Source organism: Streptomyces sp. NPDC056347 (assembly GCF_042262625.1).
Classification (GTDB): domain Bacteria; phylum Actinomycetota; class Actinomycetes; order Streptomycetales; family Streptomycetaceae; genus Streptomyces.
Map to the genome: position 1 here is coordinate 16,567 of NZ_JBHJQP010000088.1, position 15,635 is coordinate 32,201.

Sequence of the window (15,635 nt, forward strand, 5' to 3'; positions counted from 1 at the left end):
CGGTTGCCGTTCCACCAGCGCCAGTTGACTGTACGAGACGGAGTGGCACCGGATGCAGCACGCAGTGGGGGCCCCGCTGCCGCCGCCCCAAGGCCCCGCGGGCGGACCTGTCGGCTGGTCGCAGCAGGCCCAGCGCCCCGGCCCGCCGGTCCCGGCGGGCCCGCCGCCGGCCGCCCCGCCCGCGCCCGGCGGCTGGAGCGGACCGGCACCGCACCATGCCCCGGGCCCTCCCGCCCGGGAGACCACCGGGCACGTCCAGCTGCCGCCCGGAGGCCCTGTCCCGCTGCCCGCGCCGCCCGCCGAGCCGGGCACGGGCAACACGACCCTCGCGGTCCTGCTGATCGGCCCCGCGGGCGCGGGCAAGACCACCGTGGCCAAGCTCTGGGCCAGCCGCCGCCGGGTCCCCACCGCCCATGTGAGCCTCGACGACGTCCGTGAGTGGGTCTGTTCCGGCTTCGCCGACCCGCAGGCCGGATGGAACGACCACTCCGAGGCGCAGTACCGCCTGGCCCGGCGCACCTGCGGCTTCGCCGCCCGTAACTTCCTCGCCAACGGCATCTCCTGCATCCTCGACGACGCGGTCTTCCCCGACCGGCCGGTCGTCGGTCTCGGCGGCTGGAAGCGGCACGTCGGCCCCGGGCTGCTGCCGGTCGTCCTGCTGCCCGGCCTGGAGATCGTGCTGGAGCGCAACGCCGCCCGCAGCGGGAACCGCCGCCTCTCGGACGAGGAGGTCGCCAGGATCCACGGCAGGATGGCGGGCTGGTATGGCTCGGGGCTGCCGATCATCGACAACTCGACGTACGACGTGGAGACCACCGCCAGGGTCCTCGACGACATCCTCGCCCGGTCCATAGCCTCCCCGCCGAGCTGGTGAATTCTCGCCCCCCGGTCGGATGCGCTGACCGAGCAGGTCTGCGCCACCGCTCGTAGGCTCGTGACATGTCAGAGGTGTACGCCGTCCGCCGCGGAGCGCTTCGCGACCGGTGCGCCGCCGCGGGTGCCGCGGCCGCCCTGGTCTCCCGCCCCGCCAACGTCCGCTATCTCGCGGGCGGTGCGCCGCCGGGGGCCGTGCTGCTGCTCGGCCCCGGCGAGGACGTCCTTTTCTCGCCCCGCGCCCCGGGCGGTGAGCACGGCGAGGGCCGGACGGACGAACGGCTGAGGGTCTCGGTGCTGCCCGTGGCCGACGGTGATCCGGCGGTGGCGGCCGCCGATCTGGCCGGTTCCGCGGGGGCGGATTCCCTCGCCGTCGAGGAGCACCATCTGACGGTCGCCCGGCACCGGGCGATGGGCTCGGTCGCCCCGCGGGTGCTGCTGGCCGACCTCGGGACCACCGTCGAACAGCTGCGGGTGGTCAAGGACGAGGAGGAGATCGCCTGTCTGCGGATCGCCGCGGAGATCACCGACCAGGCCCTGGGCGAACTCCTGGAGTCCATCCTGGTCGGCCGCACCGAGCGGCATCTCGCCCTGGAGCTGGAGCGCCGGCTGGTGGACCACGGCGCCGACGGCCCCGCGTTCGCCACCTCGGTGGCCACCGGGCCGAATTCCGGCCGGGGCCGCCACCGCCCCTCGGACCGGCGGGTCGAGGAAGGGGATTTCCTCTCCGTCTGCCTGGGCGCGAGCTACCGCGGCTACCGCTGCGAGATCGGCCGGACCTTCGTCATCGGGACGGCGCCCGCCGACTGGCAGATCGAGCTCTACGACCTCGTTTTCGCCGCTCAGCGGGCCGGCCGCGAGGCGCTCGTGCCCGGCGCCGCGTACCGCGACGTGGACCACGCGGCCCGCAATCTCCTGGACTCGGCGGGGCACGGCGGGGGCCTGGCGCCCTGGACCGGGCACGGGGTGGGACTCGAAATCGACGAGGACCCGCAGCTGGCACCTGCGGCCATGGGTAAACTGGACGCTTGTGTGCCGGTCACCGTCGAACCCGGGGTCCACCTCCCGGGCCGGGGCGGGGTCCGGATCGATGACACGCTCGTCGTGCGCCCCGAGGCGGACGGCGGACCCGAGCTACTCACCATCACGACCAAGGAGCTGCTCGCGCTCTAGCGCGGATCCTCGGTCGTCCACCAGCTTCAGCCCAGGAGATTCCGCAACCGTGGCTTCCACGAACGACCTCAAGAACGGCATGGTGCTCAAGCTCGACGGAGGCCAGCTCTGGTCCGTCGTCGAGTTCCAGCACGTCAAGCCCGGCAAGGGCCCGGCCTTCGTGCGCACCAAGCTCAAGAACGTGCTCTCCGGCAAGGTCGTCGACAAGACGTTCAACGCCGGTGTGAAGGTCGAAACGGCCACCATCGACCGTCGCGACATGCAGTTCTCGTACATGGACGGCGACTACTTCGTCTTCATGGACATGGACACCTACGACCAGCTCATGGTCGACCGCAAGTCCGTCGGCGACACCGCCAACTTCCTGATCGAGGGCTTCACCGCCTCCGTGGCGCAGCACGAGGGCTCGGTGCTCTACGTCGAGCTCCCGGCCGCCGTCGAGCTCGTCATCAAGGAGACCGAGCCGGGCGTCCAGGGCGACCGTTCCACCGGCGGCACCAAGCCCGCCATCCTGGAGACCGGTTACCAGATCCAGGTGCCGCTCTTCATCACCACCGGTGAGAAGGTCAAGGTCGACACCCGCACCAGCGACTACCTCGGCCGGGTGAACAGCTAACCGTGGCTGCCCGGAACAAGGCCCGCAAGCGCGCCTTCCAGATCCTCTTCGAGGCCGACCAGCGCGGCGAGTCCGTGCTGACCGTCCTCGCGGACTGGGTGCGGCACTCGCGGTCCGACACCCGTCAGCCGCCGGTCGCCGAGTACACGATGGAGCTCGTCGAGGGGTACGCGAAGTACGCGAACCGGATCGACGACCTCATCGTGACGTACGCGGTGGACTGGGAGATCGACCGCATGCCGGTCGTCGACCGGAACATCCTGCGCCTCGGTGCCTACGAGCTGATCTGGGAGGACGGCACGCCGGACGCGGTGGTGATCGACGAGGCGGTCCAGATCGCCAAGGAGTTCTCCACCGACGACTCCCCGTCCTTCGTGAACGGGCTGCTGGCCCGCTTCAAGGACCTCAAGCCGAACCTCCGCCGGGAGCAGTAGCCCGGCGGCCGTTCAGCCGACGAAGGGCCCGCGGTCCCCGTGACCGCGGGCCCTTCGGCATGGTGCGGTGGCGCGGCGGGCACAAAAAAACCGTGCCGGCGCGGGCACCCGATGGGGTGAACCCGCGCCGGCACGGCGGTAGGTCTCTGCTGCGGGACTCAGCCCTCTTCGTGGGCCACGGCGCGGCGCGCGTCCGCGTCCAGCACGCCCCAGCTGATCAGCTGCTCCGTGAGCACGGAGGGCGACTGGTCGTAGATCACGGCCAGGGTGCGCAGGTCGTCCTGGCGGATCGACAGCACCTTGCCGTTGTAGTCGCCGCGCTGGCTCTGGATCGTCGCGGCGTAACGCTGGAGCGGACCGGCCTTCTCCGGCGGCACGTGGGCCAGACGCTCCAGGTCCAGGACCAGCTTCGGCGGCGGCTCGGCGGCACCGCCGGGCGTCGTGCCGGGCAGGAGCTCCTGCACCGGGACCCCGTAGAAGTCCGCGAGCTCAGCGAGGCGCTGCACGGTCACGGCACGGTCGCCGCGCTCGTACGAACCGACCACGACGGCCTTCCAGCGGCCCTGGGACTTCTCCTCCACGCCATGGAGGGAGAGACCCTGCTGGGTGCGGATGGCACGGAGTTTGGCCCCGAGCTGTTTTGCGTATTCGCTGGACATAAAGCTCCCCGGACGCTGGGACATTGCGCGGCTCCGCCGCGTTGCTGGTAACTCACTGTGAGGTTACGCAGCGTTACTTGGTCGCGTCAAGCTGAAAGGGCCCGACCGGTCCTCTCCCGGGGGCGCGAGAAGAGGCCGACGCAAGCCCTGGTAACGTGGATGACGCAAATTCGACGTCCTTTAAGGTCCGTCCCGTGAGGCGGAGAAGGAGGTCCGTTTCTTATGGACGCACAGCATGAAGCCACCGGCAACGCGGCACGCCCCGTTCTGGAGGCCCCGGACATCGCCCGGGTTCTGACCCGTATCGCCCACGAGATCGTCGAGCGCGCCAAGGGCGCCGACGACGTGGTGCTCCTCGGCATCCCGACGCGGGGCGTCTTCCTCGCCCGCCGGCTCGCCGAAAAGCTCGAGGAGATCACCGGCGGAAAGATGCCGGTCGGCTCCCTCGACATCACGATGTACCGCGACGACCTGCGGCTGCGCCCGGCGCGCGCCCTGGCCCGCACCGACATCCCCGGCGAGGGCATCGAGGGCCGTCTGGTCGTCCTGGTCGACGACGTCCTCTTTTCGGGACGCACGATCCGCGCCGCGCTCGACGCCCTGGGCGACATCGGCCGTCCGCGTGCGGTGCAGCTCGCGGTCCTGGTCGACCGGGGCCACCGCGAACTGCCGATCCGCGCCGACTACGTCGGCAAGAACCTCCCCACGTCGCTGCGGGAGACGGTCAAGGTCCAGCTCGCCGAGGAGGACGGCCGCGACGCCGTGCTGCTCGGTGTCGAGCGGGCCGCCCCGACGGGCGAGCAGTAGCTCCACCACCACCCCGTGCGGGCCGTGACGCGCCCGTACGGCTGCTCACGCACGCCCGTATGCCTGAACCCCTCCATCCACCGGAGAACACCCAGATGAAGCGCCACCTCATCTCGGCCGCCGACCTCACCCGCGACGACGCCGTCCTGATCCTCGACACCGCCGAGGAGATGGCCCGGGTCGCGGACCGGCCGATCAAGAAGCTCCCCACCCTGCGCGGCCGTACTGTCGTCAACCTCTTCTTCGAGGACTCGACGCGTACCCGCATCTCCTTCGAGGCCGCGGCCAAGCGTCTGTCGGCCGACGTCATCAACTTCTCCGCGAAGGGTTCGTCCGTCTCCAAGGGCGAATCGCTCAAGGACACCGCGCTGACCCTGGAGGCGATGGGCGCGGACGCCGTCGTCATCCGGCACGGCGCCTCCGGGGCCCCCTACCGCCTCGCCACCTCCGGCTGGATCGACGGCGCCGTGGTCAACGCCGGTGACGGCACCCACGAGCATCCCACCCAGGCCCTCCTGGACGCCTTCACGATGCGCCGCCGCCTGGTCGGCGCCGACAGCGGTCTCGGCCGCGACCTCGAAGGCCGCCGGATCACCATCGTCGGCGACATCCTGCACAGCCGGGTGGCCCGCTCCAACGTCCTCCTGCTGAACACCCTCGGCGCCCACGTCACCCTGGTGGCCCCGCCGACCCTGGTGCCGGTCGGTGTCGAGCAGTGGCCCTGCGACGTCAGTTACGGCCTCGACGAGGTGCTGCCGAAGTCCGACGCGGTGATGATGCTGCGTGTGCAGCGTGAACGGATGAACGCCGCGTACTTCCCGACCGAGCGCGAGTACTCCCGCCGCTACGGCCTGGACGCCGACCGCATGGCGAAGATGCCCGAGAACGCCGTCGTCATGCACCCCGGCCCGATGGTGCGCGGCATGGAGATCACCGCCGAGGTCGCCGACTCCGACCGCTGCACGGCCGTCGAGCAGGTCGCCAACGGCGTCTCCATCCGGATGGCCGTCCTGTACCTGCTGCTGGGCGGGTACGAATCCGCCGCGCCCGCCGCCCCGTCCCGTACCGAGGAGAACAAGTAACCATGAGCAAGACCCTGATCCGCGGTGCGAAGATCCTCGGCGGCGAGCCCGGGGACGTCCTCATCGACGGCGAGACCATCGCGGCCGTCGGCACCGGCCTCGACGCCACCGGCGCGACGGTCGTCGAGGCCGGGGGACAGATCCTGCTGCCCGGCCTGGTAGACCTCCACACCCACCTGCGCGAGCCCGGCCGCGAGGACTCCGAGACCGTCCTGACCGGGACGAAGGCGGCGGCGGTCGGCGGATTCACCGCCGTGCACGCCATGGCCAACACCTTCCCCGTCGCCGACACCGCCGGCGTGGTGGAGCAGGTCTGGCGGCTCGGCAAGGAGTCCGGCTACTGCGACGTGCAGCCGATCGGCGCCGTCACCGTAGGCCTGGAGGGCAGGAAGCTCGCCGAGCTCGGCGCCATGCACGACTCGGCCGCCGGAGTGAAGGTCTTCTCCGACGACGGCAAGTGCGTCGACGACGCGGTGATCATGCGCCGCGCGCTGGAGTACGTGAAGGCCTTCGACGGCGTCGTCGCCCAGCACGCCCAGGAGCCCCGCCTCACCGAGGGCGCCCAGATGAACGAGGGCGTCGTCTCCGCCGAGCTCGGCCTGGGCGGCTGGCCCGCGGTGGCCGAGGAGTCGATCATCGCCCGCGACGTGCTGCTCGCCGCCCACGTCGGCTCCCGGGTGCACATCTGCCACCTGTCGACCGCCGGTTCCGTGGACATCGTCCGCTGGGCCAAGTCCAAGGGCTGGAACGTCACCGCCGAGGTCACCCCGCACCACCTGCTCCTCACCGACGAGCTCGTACGGTCCTACAACCCGGTCTACAAGGTGAACCCGCCGCTGCGCACCGAGGCCGACGTCATGGCGCTGCGCGAGGCGCTCGCCGACGGCACCATCGACTGCGTCGCCACCGACCACGCCCCCCACCCGCACGAGGACAAGGACTGCGAGTGGGCCGCCGCGGCCATGGGCATGGTGGGCCTGGAGACCGCGCTCTCCGTCGTCCAGCAGACGATGGTCGACACCGGGCTGATCGACTGGGCGGGGGTCGCCGACCGGATGTCGTTCCGCCCGGCCGCCATCGGACGGCTCGACGGGCACGGCCGGCCCGTCTCGGCGGGCGAACCCGCCAACCTCACCCTGGTCGATCCCGCTTACCGTGGTGTCGTGGACCCCGCGGGCTTCGCCTCCCGCAGCCGCAACACTCCGTACGAGGGACGTGAGCTGCCGGGCCGAGTCACCCACACCTTCCTGCGGGGCCGTGCCACGGTCGTCGACGGGAAGCTCGCGTGACATCACTCACCTCTCTGTACCAGTTCGCCGCCGAACGGAAGTCGGCCGAGGTCACCGACTGGTCCGCCCGGATCAGCTGGGTCATCGGACTGATCGTCCTGATCGCCTTCGTCTACTGGCTGATGCGCCAGGGATGGAAGTGGCGGGGCAGCCTCCAGTCCGGCCTGCCGGAGCTCCACGCCACCCCGGAAGGGTTCGCGGACGGTGAGCCACTGCTCACCCTGACCGGCCGTTACCACGCCTCCACCACCGCGGGGCAGTGGCTCGACCGGATCGTCGCCCACGGCCTGGGCACCCGCAGCCGGGTCGAGCTCACCCTGACCCCGCAGGGCCTGGACGTGGTCCGCCCCGGTGCCGCCGACTTCTTCGTACCGGCGAACGCCCTGCGCGAGGCACGGCTCGACAAGGGCATCGCGGGCAAGGTCCTCCCCGAGGGCGGCCTGCTGATCATCACCTGGGCCCACGGCGACAAGCTGATCGACTCCGGCTTCCGCTCCGACCGGTCGGCCGAGCACGCGGCCTGGGTCGAGGCCATCAACCAACTCACCAACACCACCGCTACGGAAGGCGCCGCACGATGACGATCTCCACCCGGGGAGCCGCCAAAGCTCCCGCCGTACTCGTCCTGGAGGACGGCCGCACGTTCCGCGGCCGCGCCTACGGGGCCGTGGGGGAGACCTTCGGCGAGGCGGTTTTCTCCACCGGCATGACCGGCTACCAGGAGACGCTGACCGACCCCTCCTACCACCGCCAGGTCGTCGTGATGACCGCCCCGCACGTCGGGAACACCGGGGTCAACGACGAGGACCCCGAGTCCGGCCGCATCTGGGTCTCCGGCTACGTCGTCCGCGACCCCGCCCGGGTGCCCTCCAACTGGCGCTCGCGCCGCTCCCTCGACGAGGAGCTGGAGAACCAGGGCGTCGTCGGCATCAGCGGCATCGACACCCGCGCCCTCACCCGCCACCTGCGTGAGCGAGGCGCCATGCGCGTCGGCATCTTCTCCGGCGACGCCGTCGCCGACGAGGCCACGCTCCTGGCCCGGGTCCAGCAGGCTCCCGAGATGGTGGGCGCCGACCTCTCCGCCGAGGTCGCCACCAAGGAGGCCTACGTCGTCCCCGCGATCGGCACCAGGAAGTTCACCGTCGCCGCGATCGACCTCGGCATCAAGGGCATGACCCCGCACCGGATGGCCGAGCGGGGCATCGAGGTGCACGTGCTGCCCGCCACCGCCACCCTGGAGGACGTGTACGCGGTCGAGCCCGACGGCGTGTTCTTCTCCAACGGCCCCGGCGACCCCGCCACCGCCGACCACCCGGTCTCCGTCATGCAGGGCGTCCTGGAGCGGAAAACCCCGCTCTTCGGCATCTGCTTCGGCAACCAGATCCTGGGCCGCGCCCTCGGCTTCGGCACCTACAAGCTGAAGTACGGCCACCGCGGCATCAACCAGCCCGTGCAGGACCGCACGACCGGCAAGGTCGAGGTCACCGCGCACAACCACGGCTTCGCCGTCGACGCCCCGCTCGACAAGGTGTCCGACACCGCCTTCGGCCGCGCCGAGGTCTCCCACGTCTGCCTGAACGACCAGGTCGTCGAGGGCCTCCAGCTGCTCGACCGGCCGGCCTTCAGCGTCCAGTACCACCCCGAGGCGGCCGCGGGCCCGCACGACGCCGCGTACCTCTTCGACCGTTTCGTATCCCTGATGGAGGGCCAGCGTGCCTAAGCGCTCCGATATCCAGTCCGTCCTGGTCATCGGCTCCGGCCCGATCGTCATCGGCCAGGCCGCCGAGTTCGACTACTCCGGCACCCAGGCCTGCCGCGTCCTGAAGGCCGAGGGCCTGCGCGTCATCCTGGTCAACTCCAACCCGGCGACGATCATGACCGACCCGGAGATCGCCGACGCCACGTACGTCGAGCCGATCACCCCCGAGTTCGTCGAGAAGATCATCGCCAAGGAGCGCCCCGACGCGCTGCTCCCCACCCTCGGCGGCCAGACCGCGCTCAACACCGCGATCTCCATGCACGAGAACGGGGTCCTGGAGAAGTACGGCGTCGAGCTCATCGGCGCCAACGTCGAGGCCATCAACAAGGGCGAGGACCGCGACCTCTTCAAGGGCGTCGTCGAGGCCGTCAACGCCAAGATCGGCCACGGCGAGTCCGCCCGCTCGGTCATCTGCCACTCCATGGACGACGTCCTCGCCGGTGTCGAGACGCTCGGCGGCTACCCCGTCGTCGTCCGCCCCTCCTTCACCATGGGCGGCGCCGGTTCCGGCTTCGCCCACGACGAGGACGAGCTGCGCCGCATCGCCGGCCAGGGCCTCACGCTCTCCCCGACCACCGAGGTGCTCCTGGAGGAGTCCATCCTCGGCTGGAAGGAGTACGAGCTGGAGCTGATGCGCGACCGGAACGACAACGTCGTGGTCGTCTGCTCCATCGAGAACTTCGACCCGATGGGCGTCCACACCGGCGACTCGATCACCGTCGCCCCGGCGATGACGCTCACCGACCGCGAGTACCAGCGGCTGCGCGACATCGGCATCGCGATCATCCGCGAGGTCGGCGTCGACACCGGCGGCTGCAACATCCAGTTCGCGATCGACCCGAAGGACGGCCGGGTCATCGTCATCGAGATGAACCCGCGCGTCTCCCGCTCCTCGGCGCTCGCCTCCAAGGCCACCGGCTTCCCGATCGCCAAGATCGCCGCCAAGCTGGCCGTCGGCTACACGCTCGACGAGATCCCCAACGACATCACCGAGAAGACCCCGGCGTCCTTCGAGCCCACCCTCGACTACGTCGTCGTCAAGGCCCCGCGTTTCGCCTTCGAGAAGTTCCCGTCCGCCGACTCCACCCTCACCACCACCATGAAGTCGGTGGGCGAGGCCATGGCGATCGGCCGGAACTTCACCGAGGCGCTCCAGAAGGCGCTGCGCTCGCTGGAGAAGAAGGGCTCGCAGTTCGCCTTCACCGGTGAGCCCGGCGAGAAGACCGCGCTGCTGGCCGAGGCGGTCCGCCCGACCGACGGCCGGATCAACACCGTCATGCAGGCGATCCGGGCCGGTGCCACCCAGGAGGAGGTCTTCGAGGCGACGAAGATCGACCCCTGGTTCGTCGACCAGCTCTTCCTGATCAAGGAGATCGCCGACGAGCTGGCCGCCGCCGACGAACTCGGCCCCGAGCTGCTCGCCGAGGCCAAGCGGCACGGCTTCTCCGACGCGCAGATCGCCGACATCCGCAGCCTGCGCGAGGACGTCGTGCGCGAGGTGCGGCACGCTCTCGGCATCCGCCCGGTCTACAAGACGGTCGACACCTGCGCCGCCGAGTTCGCCGCGAAGACGCCGTACTTCTACTCCAGCTACGACGAGGAGACCGAGGTCGCCTCCCGTACCAAGCCCGCGGTGATCATCCTCGGCTCCGGCCCCAACCGCATCGGCCAGGGCATCGAGTTCGACTACTCCTGCGTCCACGCCTCCTTCGCGCTGAGCGACGCGGGCTACGAGACCGTGATGGTCAACTGCAACCCGGAGACCGTCTCCACCGACTACGACACCTCCGACCGCCTGTACTTCGAGCCGCTGACGCTCGAGGACGTCCTGGAGATCGTCCACGCGGAGACCCTGGCCGGCCCGGTCGCCGGTGTCGTCGTCCAGCTCGGCGGCCAGACCCCGCTGGGCCTGTCCCAGGCGCTCAAGGACAACGGCGTGCCGGTCGTCGGCACCTCCCCGGAGGCGATCCATGCCGCCGAGGACCGCGGCGCCTTCGGCCGGGTCCTCGCCGAGGCCGGGCTCCCGGCCCCGAAGCACGGCACCGCCACCACCTTCGACGAGGCCAAGGCCATCGCCGACGAGATCGGCTACCCCGTGCTCGTACGCCCCAGCTACGTGCTCGGCGGCCGCGGCATGGAGATCGTGTACGACGAGGCCCGGCTCTCCTCGTACATCGCCGAGTCCACCGAGATCAGCCCCACCCGGCCGGTCCTGGTCGACCGCTTCCTCGACGACGCGATCGAGATCGACGTCGACGCGCTCTACGACGGCACCGAGCTGTACCTCGGCGGCGTCATGGAGCACATCGAGGAGGCCGGCATCCACTCCGGCGACTCCGCCTGCGCGCTGCCCCCGATCACGCTCGGCGGCCACGACATCAAGCGGCTGCGGATCTCCACCGAGGCCATCGCCAAGGGCGTCGGCGTCCGCGGGCTGATCAACATCCAGTTCGCGCTCTCCGGCGACATCCTCTACGTGCTCGAGGCCAACCCGCGCGCCTCGCGCACCGTCCCCTTCACCTCGAAGGCGACCGCGGTGCCGCTCGCCAAGGCCGCCGCCCGCATCTCACTGGGCGCCACCATCGCCGAGCTGCGCGCGGAGGGCCTGCTCCCGGCGAACGGCGACGGCGGCACCCTGCCGATGGACGCGCCGATCTCCGTCAAGGAGGCCGTCATGCCGTGGTCGCGCTTCCGCGACATCCACGGCCGCGGTGTCGACACCGTCCTCGGCCCGGAGATGCGCTCCACCGGCGAGGTCATGGGCATCGACTCGGTCTTCGGCACGGCGTACGCCAAGTCGCAGGCCGGCGCCTACGGCCCGCTGCCCACCAAGGGCCGCGCGTTCATCTCGGTCGCCAACCGCGACAAGCGCTCGATGATCTTCCCGGCGCGCGAACTCGTCGCCCACGGCTTCGAGCTGCTCGCCACCTCCGGCACCGCCGAGGTCCTCAAGCGCAACGGCATCAACGCCACCGTCGTGCGCAAGCAGTCCGAGGGCACCGGCCCGCAGGGCGAGAAGACCATCGTCCAGCTGATCCACGACGGCGAGGTCGACCTCATCGTCAACACGCCGTACGGCACCGGCGGCCGCCTCGACGGCTACGAGATCCGCACCGCGGCCGTGGCCCGGTCCGTGCCGTGCCTGACGACGGTCCAGGCGCTCGCCGCGGCCGTCCAGGGCATCGACGCCCTCACCCACGGAGGCGTCGGCGTCGGTTCGCTCCAGGAACACGCGGAACATCTGACCGCGGCCCGCGACTAGCACAACGGCGAAGGGGGACACCGGGAACGGTGTCCCCCTCTCCGTGAGGACACTTCCGATGTACAAGCTCTTCTTCCGGCTGTTCTTCAAGCGGATGGACGCCGAGCGGGCCCACTACCTGGCCTTCCGGTGGATCCGTCTCGCCGCCCGCGTCCCGGTGCTGCGCACCTTCGTGGCCGCCGCGCTCGCGCCCCGCCACAAGGAACTGCGCACCGAGGCGCTCGGCCTGCGGATGCACGGCCCCTTCGGCCTCGCCGCGGGCTTCGACAAGAACGCCGTCGCGATCGACGGCATGGCGATGCTCGGCTTCGACCACGTCGAGATCGGCACCGTCACCGGCGAGCCGCAGCCCGGCAACCCCAAGAAGCGCCTCTTCCGCCTCGTCGCGGACCGTGCGCTGATCAACCGCATGGGCTTCAACAACGAGGGCTCCGCCGCCGTCGCCGCCCGGCTGGCGGCCCGCAGGCCGGTCTTCCGGACCACGGTCGGCGTCAACATCGGCAAGACCAAGGTCGTGCCGGAGGCCGAGGCCGCCGACGACTACGTGAAGTCCACCGAGCGGCTCGCCGCCCACGCCGACTACCTGGTCGTCAACGTCTCCTCGCCCAACACCCCGGGGCTGCGCAACCTCCAGGCCACCGAGGCGCTGCGGCCGCTGCTGGCCGCCGTGCGCGAGGCGGCCGACCGCACCGTCACCGCACGGCGCGTCCCGCTGCTCGTCAAGATCGCCCCGGACCTCGCGGACGAGGACGTCGACGCGGTCGCCGACCTCGCGGTCGAACTGGGCCTGGACGGCATCATCGCCACCAACACCACCATCGCCCGTGAGGGCCTCGGCCTGACGTCCCCGCCCGCCCTGACCGGCGAGACGGGCGGGCTCTCCGGGGCGCCCCTCAAGGCGCGCTCCCTGGAGGTGCTCGGCCGTCTCCACGCGCGGGTCGGCGACCGGATCACCCTGGTCGGCGTCGGCGGCATCGAGAACGCCGAGGACGCCTGGCAGCGCATCCTCGCCGGAGCCACCCTCGTCCAGGGCTACAGCGCCTTCATCTACGAGGGCCCGTTCTACGCCCGGTCGATCCACAAGGGCCTGGCCGCGCGCCTGGCCGCCTCCCCGTACGCCACTCTCGCCGAGGCCGTCGGCGCAGCAACCAGGAAGGCCACCGCATGAGCCCCGAACCGTTCGGCGCGCGCCTGCGCCGCGCCATGGACACCCGCGGCCCGCTCTGCGTCGGCATCGACCCGCACGCCTCGCTGCTCACCGACTGGGGCCTGGACGACGACATCGCCGGGCTGGAGCGCTTCACGCGCACGGTCGTGGAGGCGCTGGCCGACCGCGTCGCCGTGCTCAAGCCGCAGTCCGCGTTCTTCGAGCGCTTCGGGTCGCGCGGCATCGCCGTCCTGGAGAAGGCGGTCGAGGAGGCGCGGGCGGCCGGTGCGCTGGTGCTGATGGACGCCAAGCGCGGCGACATCGGCTCCACGATGGGCGCCTACGCGGCAACCTACCTGCACCCGGACTCGCCGCTGTTCTCGGACGCGGTCACCGTCTCGCCGTACCTCGGCTTCGGCTCGCTGCGCCCGGCGCTCGACGCGGCGGCCGCCTCCGGCGCCGGGGTCTTCGTGCTGGCCCTCACCTCCAACCCCGAGGGCGCCGAGGTGCAGCGGGCCACCGCCGCCGACGGCCGCTCGCTGGCCCAGCTGATGCTGGACCGGATGGCCGAGGAGAACGCCGGGGCGCGGCCGCTCGGCTCGGTCGGCGCGGTGGTCGGCGCGACCATCGAGGACGCCGGGGTGGACCTCGCGATCAACGGCCCGCTGCTCGCTCCCGGGATCGGGGCGCAGGGTGCGACACCCGCGGATCTGCCCGGAGTGTTCGGCGCGGCTGTGGGCAATGTGGTGCCCAGCGTGAGCCGGGGCGTACTGCGTCGGGGGCCGGACGCGGCGGGGCTGCGCGAGGCCGCCGAACGGCTGACGGAGGAGATCCGAACGGCCCTGGCGGGCGGGTGACGGATTCCCGTAACGGGGTGTTGACCAACTCCTGACCAAAAAACTCGGTTGTTATGCCTGGATTGTCCTGGTCGGGCAAGGCTGACCAGGACTTTTCGTTGGTTCTCGCTGACTCGGGCGTCCGAGGCCGCTAGTCTCCGTCGAGAGCCGACGTACACGAGTGTCCGTCGCTCACCTGGTGTGGGGCATCCAGCTTCCTCACCGGTCCGTATCCGACAGATCGACATCCGAGGTGACGTAGGCGTGGCTCTTCCGCCCCTTACCCCTGAACAGCGCGCAGCCGCGCTCGAAAAGGCCGCCGCGGCTCGCCGGGAGCGGGCCGAGGTCAAGAATCGACTGAAGCACTCCGGCGCCTCCCTCCACGAGGTCATCAAGCAGGGCCAGGAGAACGACGTCATCGGCAAGATGAAGGTCTCCGCCCTGCTGGAGTCCCTGCCCGGCGTGGGCAAGGTCCGCGCCAAGCAGATCATGGAGCGGCTCGGCATCTCCGAGAGCCGCCGGGTCCGGGGTCTCGGCTCCAACCAGATCGCGTCCCTGGAGCGGGAGTTCGGCGGCAGCGCCGCCTGACGTTCTCAGGCACCCCTGAGAACCTGGATAATCGCTCCATGGCTGCAACATCCCGGGGGACGTCCCCCGTACCCCCGGACGTACGTCCGCGGCTGACCGTGCTCTCCGGCCCCTCCGGGGTCGGCAAGAGCACGGTCGTCGCTCATATGCGCAAGGTCCACCCCGAGGTATGGCTCTCGGTGTCGGCGACGACCCGCAAGCCGCGCCCCGGCGAGCGTGACGGCGTCCACTACTTCTTCGTGGACGACGAGGAATTCGACAAGCTGATCGCCAACGGCGAGCTGCTGGAGTGGGCCGAATTCGCGGGCAACCGCTACGGAACGCCCCGCCGCGCCGTGCTCGACCGTCTGGAGGCGGGCGAGCCGGTGCTGCTGGAGATCGACCTCCAGGGTGCCCGGCTGGTCCGGCAGTCGATGCCGGACGCCCAGCTGGTCTTCCTGGCCCCGCCGAGCTGGGAGGAGCTGGTCCGCCGGCTCACCGGCCGCGGGACGGAGGCGCCCGAGGTGATCGAGCGCCGTCTCGCCGCCGCCCGGGTCGAGCTGGCCGCGGAGGCCGAGTTCGACACGACGCTGGTCAACACCTCCGTCGAGGACGTGGCGCGTGAGCTGCTAGCCTTGATGCTGGAGGTTTCCGGCCGCCGCGCCGACAGCGCCTGACACGTACCGGCAAGCACGTGTCGACGCGCACGCACCGGCACAACCGATCCGGCCCAACCGATCCGGCAAACCGGATCCGGCGCAGCCGGTACCGTGCGACCGCGGATCTCCGCACCATCAAAGGTTTCTTTGATTCTCACCCCCTTCGGAAGGCAGAGAGTGTCCTCTTCCATCACCACGCCCGAGGGCATCATCAACCCGCCGATTGATGAGCTCCTCGAGGCCACCGACTCGAAGTACAGCCTCGTGATCTACGCCGCCAAGCGCGCGCGCCAGATCAACGCGTACTACTCGCAGCTCGGCGAGGGTCTCCTGGAGTACGTCGGTCCGCTCGTCGACACCCACGTGCACGAGAAGCCGCTCTCGATCGCGCTCCGCGAGATCAACGCGGGCCTGCTCACCTCCGAGGCCATCGAGGGCCCCGCGCAGTAAGCAGCAGACGCGTCTTCGTCCC

At 70.8% G+C, this 15,635-nt stretch carries 16 protein-coding genes; 15 read left to right on the forward strand and 1 reads right to left on the reverse strand.

The window, feature by feature from the left end:
• Nucleotides 1–52: 52 nt before the first annotated feature.
• The 4 genes from ACFCV8_RS20820 to nusB all read left to right on the forward strand — a co-directional run bounded on the left by ACFCV8_RS20820 (nt 53) and on the right by nusB (nt 3,096).
• Nucleotides 53–874 carry a Pro-rich N-terminal domain-containing protein gene (locus ACFCV8_RS20820; RefSeq protein WP_376686868.1) on the forward strand — a complete coding sequence of 274 codons (822 nt, stop codon included), beginning with the start codon at nt 53–55 and terminating at the stop codon, nt 872–874.
• Nucleotides 875–939: 65 nt separating this feature from the next.
• On the forward strand, nt 940–2,046 hold the full coding sequence (locus ACFCV8_RS20825; RefSeq protein WP_376686869.1) for a M24 family metallopeptidase: 1,107 nt from the start codon (nt 940–942) through the stop codon (nt 2,044–2,046).
• Between the two features lie 49 nt (nt 2,047–2,095).
• On the forward strand, nt 2,096–2,662 hold the full coding sequence (efp, locus tag ACFCV8_RS20830) for an elongation factor P (RefSeq protein WP_376686870.1): 567 nt from the start codon (nt 2,096–2,098) through the stop codon (nt 2,660–2,662).
• A 2-nt stretch (nt 2,663–2,664) separates the two neighbouring features.
• Nucleotides 2,665–3,096: a transcription antitermination factor NusB gene (gene nusB, locus ACFCV8_RS20835; RefSeq protein ID WP_376686871.1), complete on the forward strand. Its 432-nt coding sequence runs from the start codon at nt 2,665–2,667 to the stop codon at nt 3,094–3,096.
• A gap of 158 nt (nt 3,097–3,254) precedes the next feature.
• Here the strand turns inward: nusB and bldD are convergent, their stop codons facing one another.
• Nucleotides 3,255–3,755 carry a transcriptional regulator BldD gene (bldD, locus tag ACFCV8_RS20840; RefSeq protein WP_014044812.1) on the reverse strand — a complete coding sequence of 167 codons (501 nt, stop codon included), beginning with the start codon at nt 3,753–3,755 and terminating at the stop codon, nt 3,255–3,257.
• A gap of 222 nt (nt 3,756–3,977) precedes the next feature.
• Between bldD and pyrR the strand changes: the two genes are divergently transcribed.
• The 11 genes from pyrR (at nt 3,978) to rpoZ (ending at nt 15,613) form a co-directional block, all read left to right on the forward strand.
• Nucleotides 3,978–4,562: a bifunctional pyr operon transcriptional regulator/uracil phosphoribosyltransferase PyrR gene (gene pyrR, locus ACFCV8_RS20845; protein WP_376686872.1), complete on the forward strand. Its 585-nt coding sequence runs from the start codon at nt 3,978–3,980 to the stop codon at nt 4,560–4,562.
• A gap of 95 nt (nt 4,563–4,657) precedes the next feature.
• Nucleotides 4,658–5,644 (forward strand): aspartate carbamoyltransferase catalytic subunit, encoded by a 987-nt coding sequence (locus tag ACFCV8_RS20850; protein ID WP_376686880.1) that lies wholly within the window; start codon nt 4,658–4,660, stop codon nt 5,642–5,644.
• Between the two features lie 2 nt (nt 5,645–5,646).
• Nucleotides 5,647–6,933: a dihydroorotase gene (locus ACFCV8_RS20855; RefSeq protein WP_376686873.1), complete on the forward strand. Its 1,287-nt coding sequence runs from the start codon at nt 5,647–5,649 to the stop codon at nt 6,931–6,933.
• The gene (locus ACFCV8_RS20860; RefSeq protein WP_376686874.1) at nt 6,930–7,514 is read left to right on the forward strand and encodes a hypothetical protein; all 585 of its coding nucleotides are present in this window, start codon (nt 6,930–6,932) and stop codon (nt 7,512–7,514) included. Before ACFCV8_RS20855 ends, ACFCV8_RS20860 begins: the two co-directional genes overlap by 4 nt.
• A complete protein-coding gene (carA, locus tag ACFCV8_RS20865; protein ID WP_376686875.1) occupies nt 7,511–8,653 on the forward strand; it encodes a glutamine-hydrolyzing carbamoyl-phosphate synthase small subunit in 1,143 nt (380 codons plus the stop codon). The genes ACFCV8_RS20860 and carA overlap by 4 nt, the downstream gene beginning before the upstream one ends.
• On the forward strand, nt 8,646–11,954 hold the full coding sequence (gene carB, locus ACFCV8_RS20870; protein ID WP_376686876.1) for a carbamoyl-phosphate synthase large subunit: 3,309 nt from the start codon (nt 8,646–8,648) through the stop codon (nt 11,952–11,954). The genes carA and carB overlap by 8 nt, the downstream gene beginning before the upstream one ends.
• A 58-nt stretch (nt 11,955–12,012) precedes the next feature.
• The gene (locus ACFCV8_RS20875; RefSeq protein WP_376686881.1) at nt 12,013–13,122 is read left to right on the forward strand and encodes a quinone-dependent dihydroorotate dehydrogenase; all 1,110 of its coding nucleotides are present in this window, start codon (nt 12,013–12,015) and stop codon (nt 13,120–13,122) included.
• Complete coding sequence (gene pyrF, locus ACFCV8_RS20880; RefSeq protein WP_376686877.1) at nt 13,119–13,958, forward strand: orotidine-5'-phosphate decarboxylase; 840 nt, start codon at nt 13,119–13,121, stop codon at nt 13,956–13,958. Before ACFCV8_RS20875 ends, pyrF begins: the two co-directional genes overlap by 4 nt.
• A 243-nt stretch (nt 13,959–14,201) precedes the next feature.
• Nucleotides 14,202–14,525, forward strand: coding sequence for an integration host factor (locus ACFCV8_RS20885; RefSeq protein ID WP_014157387.1), 324 nt, complete (start codon nt 14,202–14,204; stop codon nt 14,523–14,525).
• 38 nt (nt 14,526–14,563) lie between these two features.
• The gene (gmk, locus tag ACFCV8_RS20890) at nt 14,564–15,181 is read left to right on the forward strand and encodes a guanylate kinase (RefSeq protein ID WP_376686878.1); all 618 of its coding nucleotides are present in this window, start codon (nt 14,564–14,566) and stop codon (nt 15,179–15,181) included.
• Nucleotides 15,182–15,340: 159 nt separating this feature from the next.
• Complete coding sequence (rpoZ, locus tag ACFCV8_RS20895) at nt 15,341–15,613, forward strand: DNA-directed RNA polymerase subunit omega (protein WP_003970369.1); 273 nt, start codon at nt 15,341–15,343, stop codon at nt 15,611–15,613.
• The last annotated feature ends 22 nt before the right edge of the window (nt 15,614–15,635 follow it).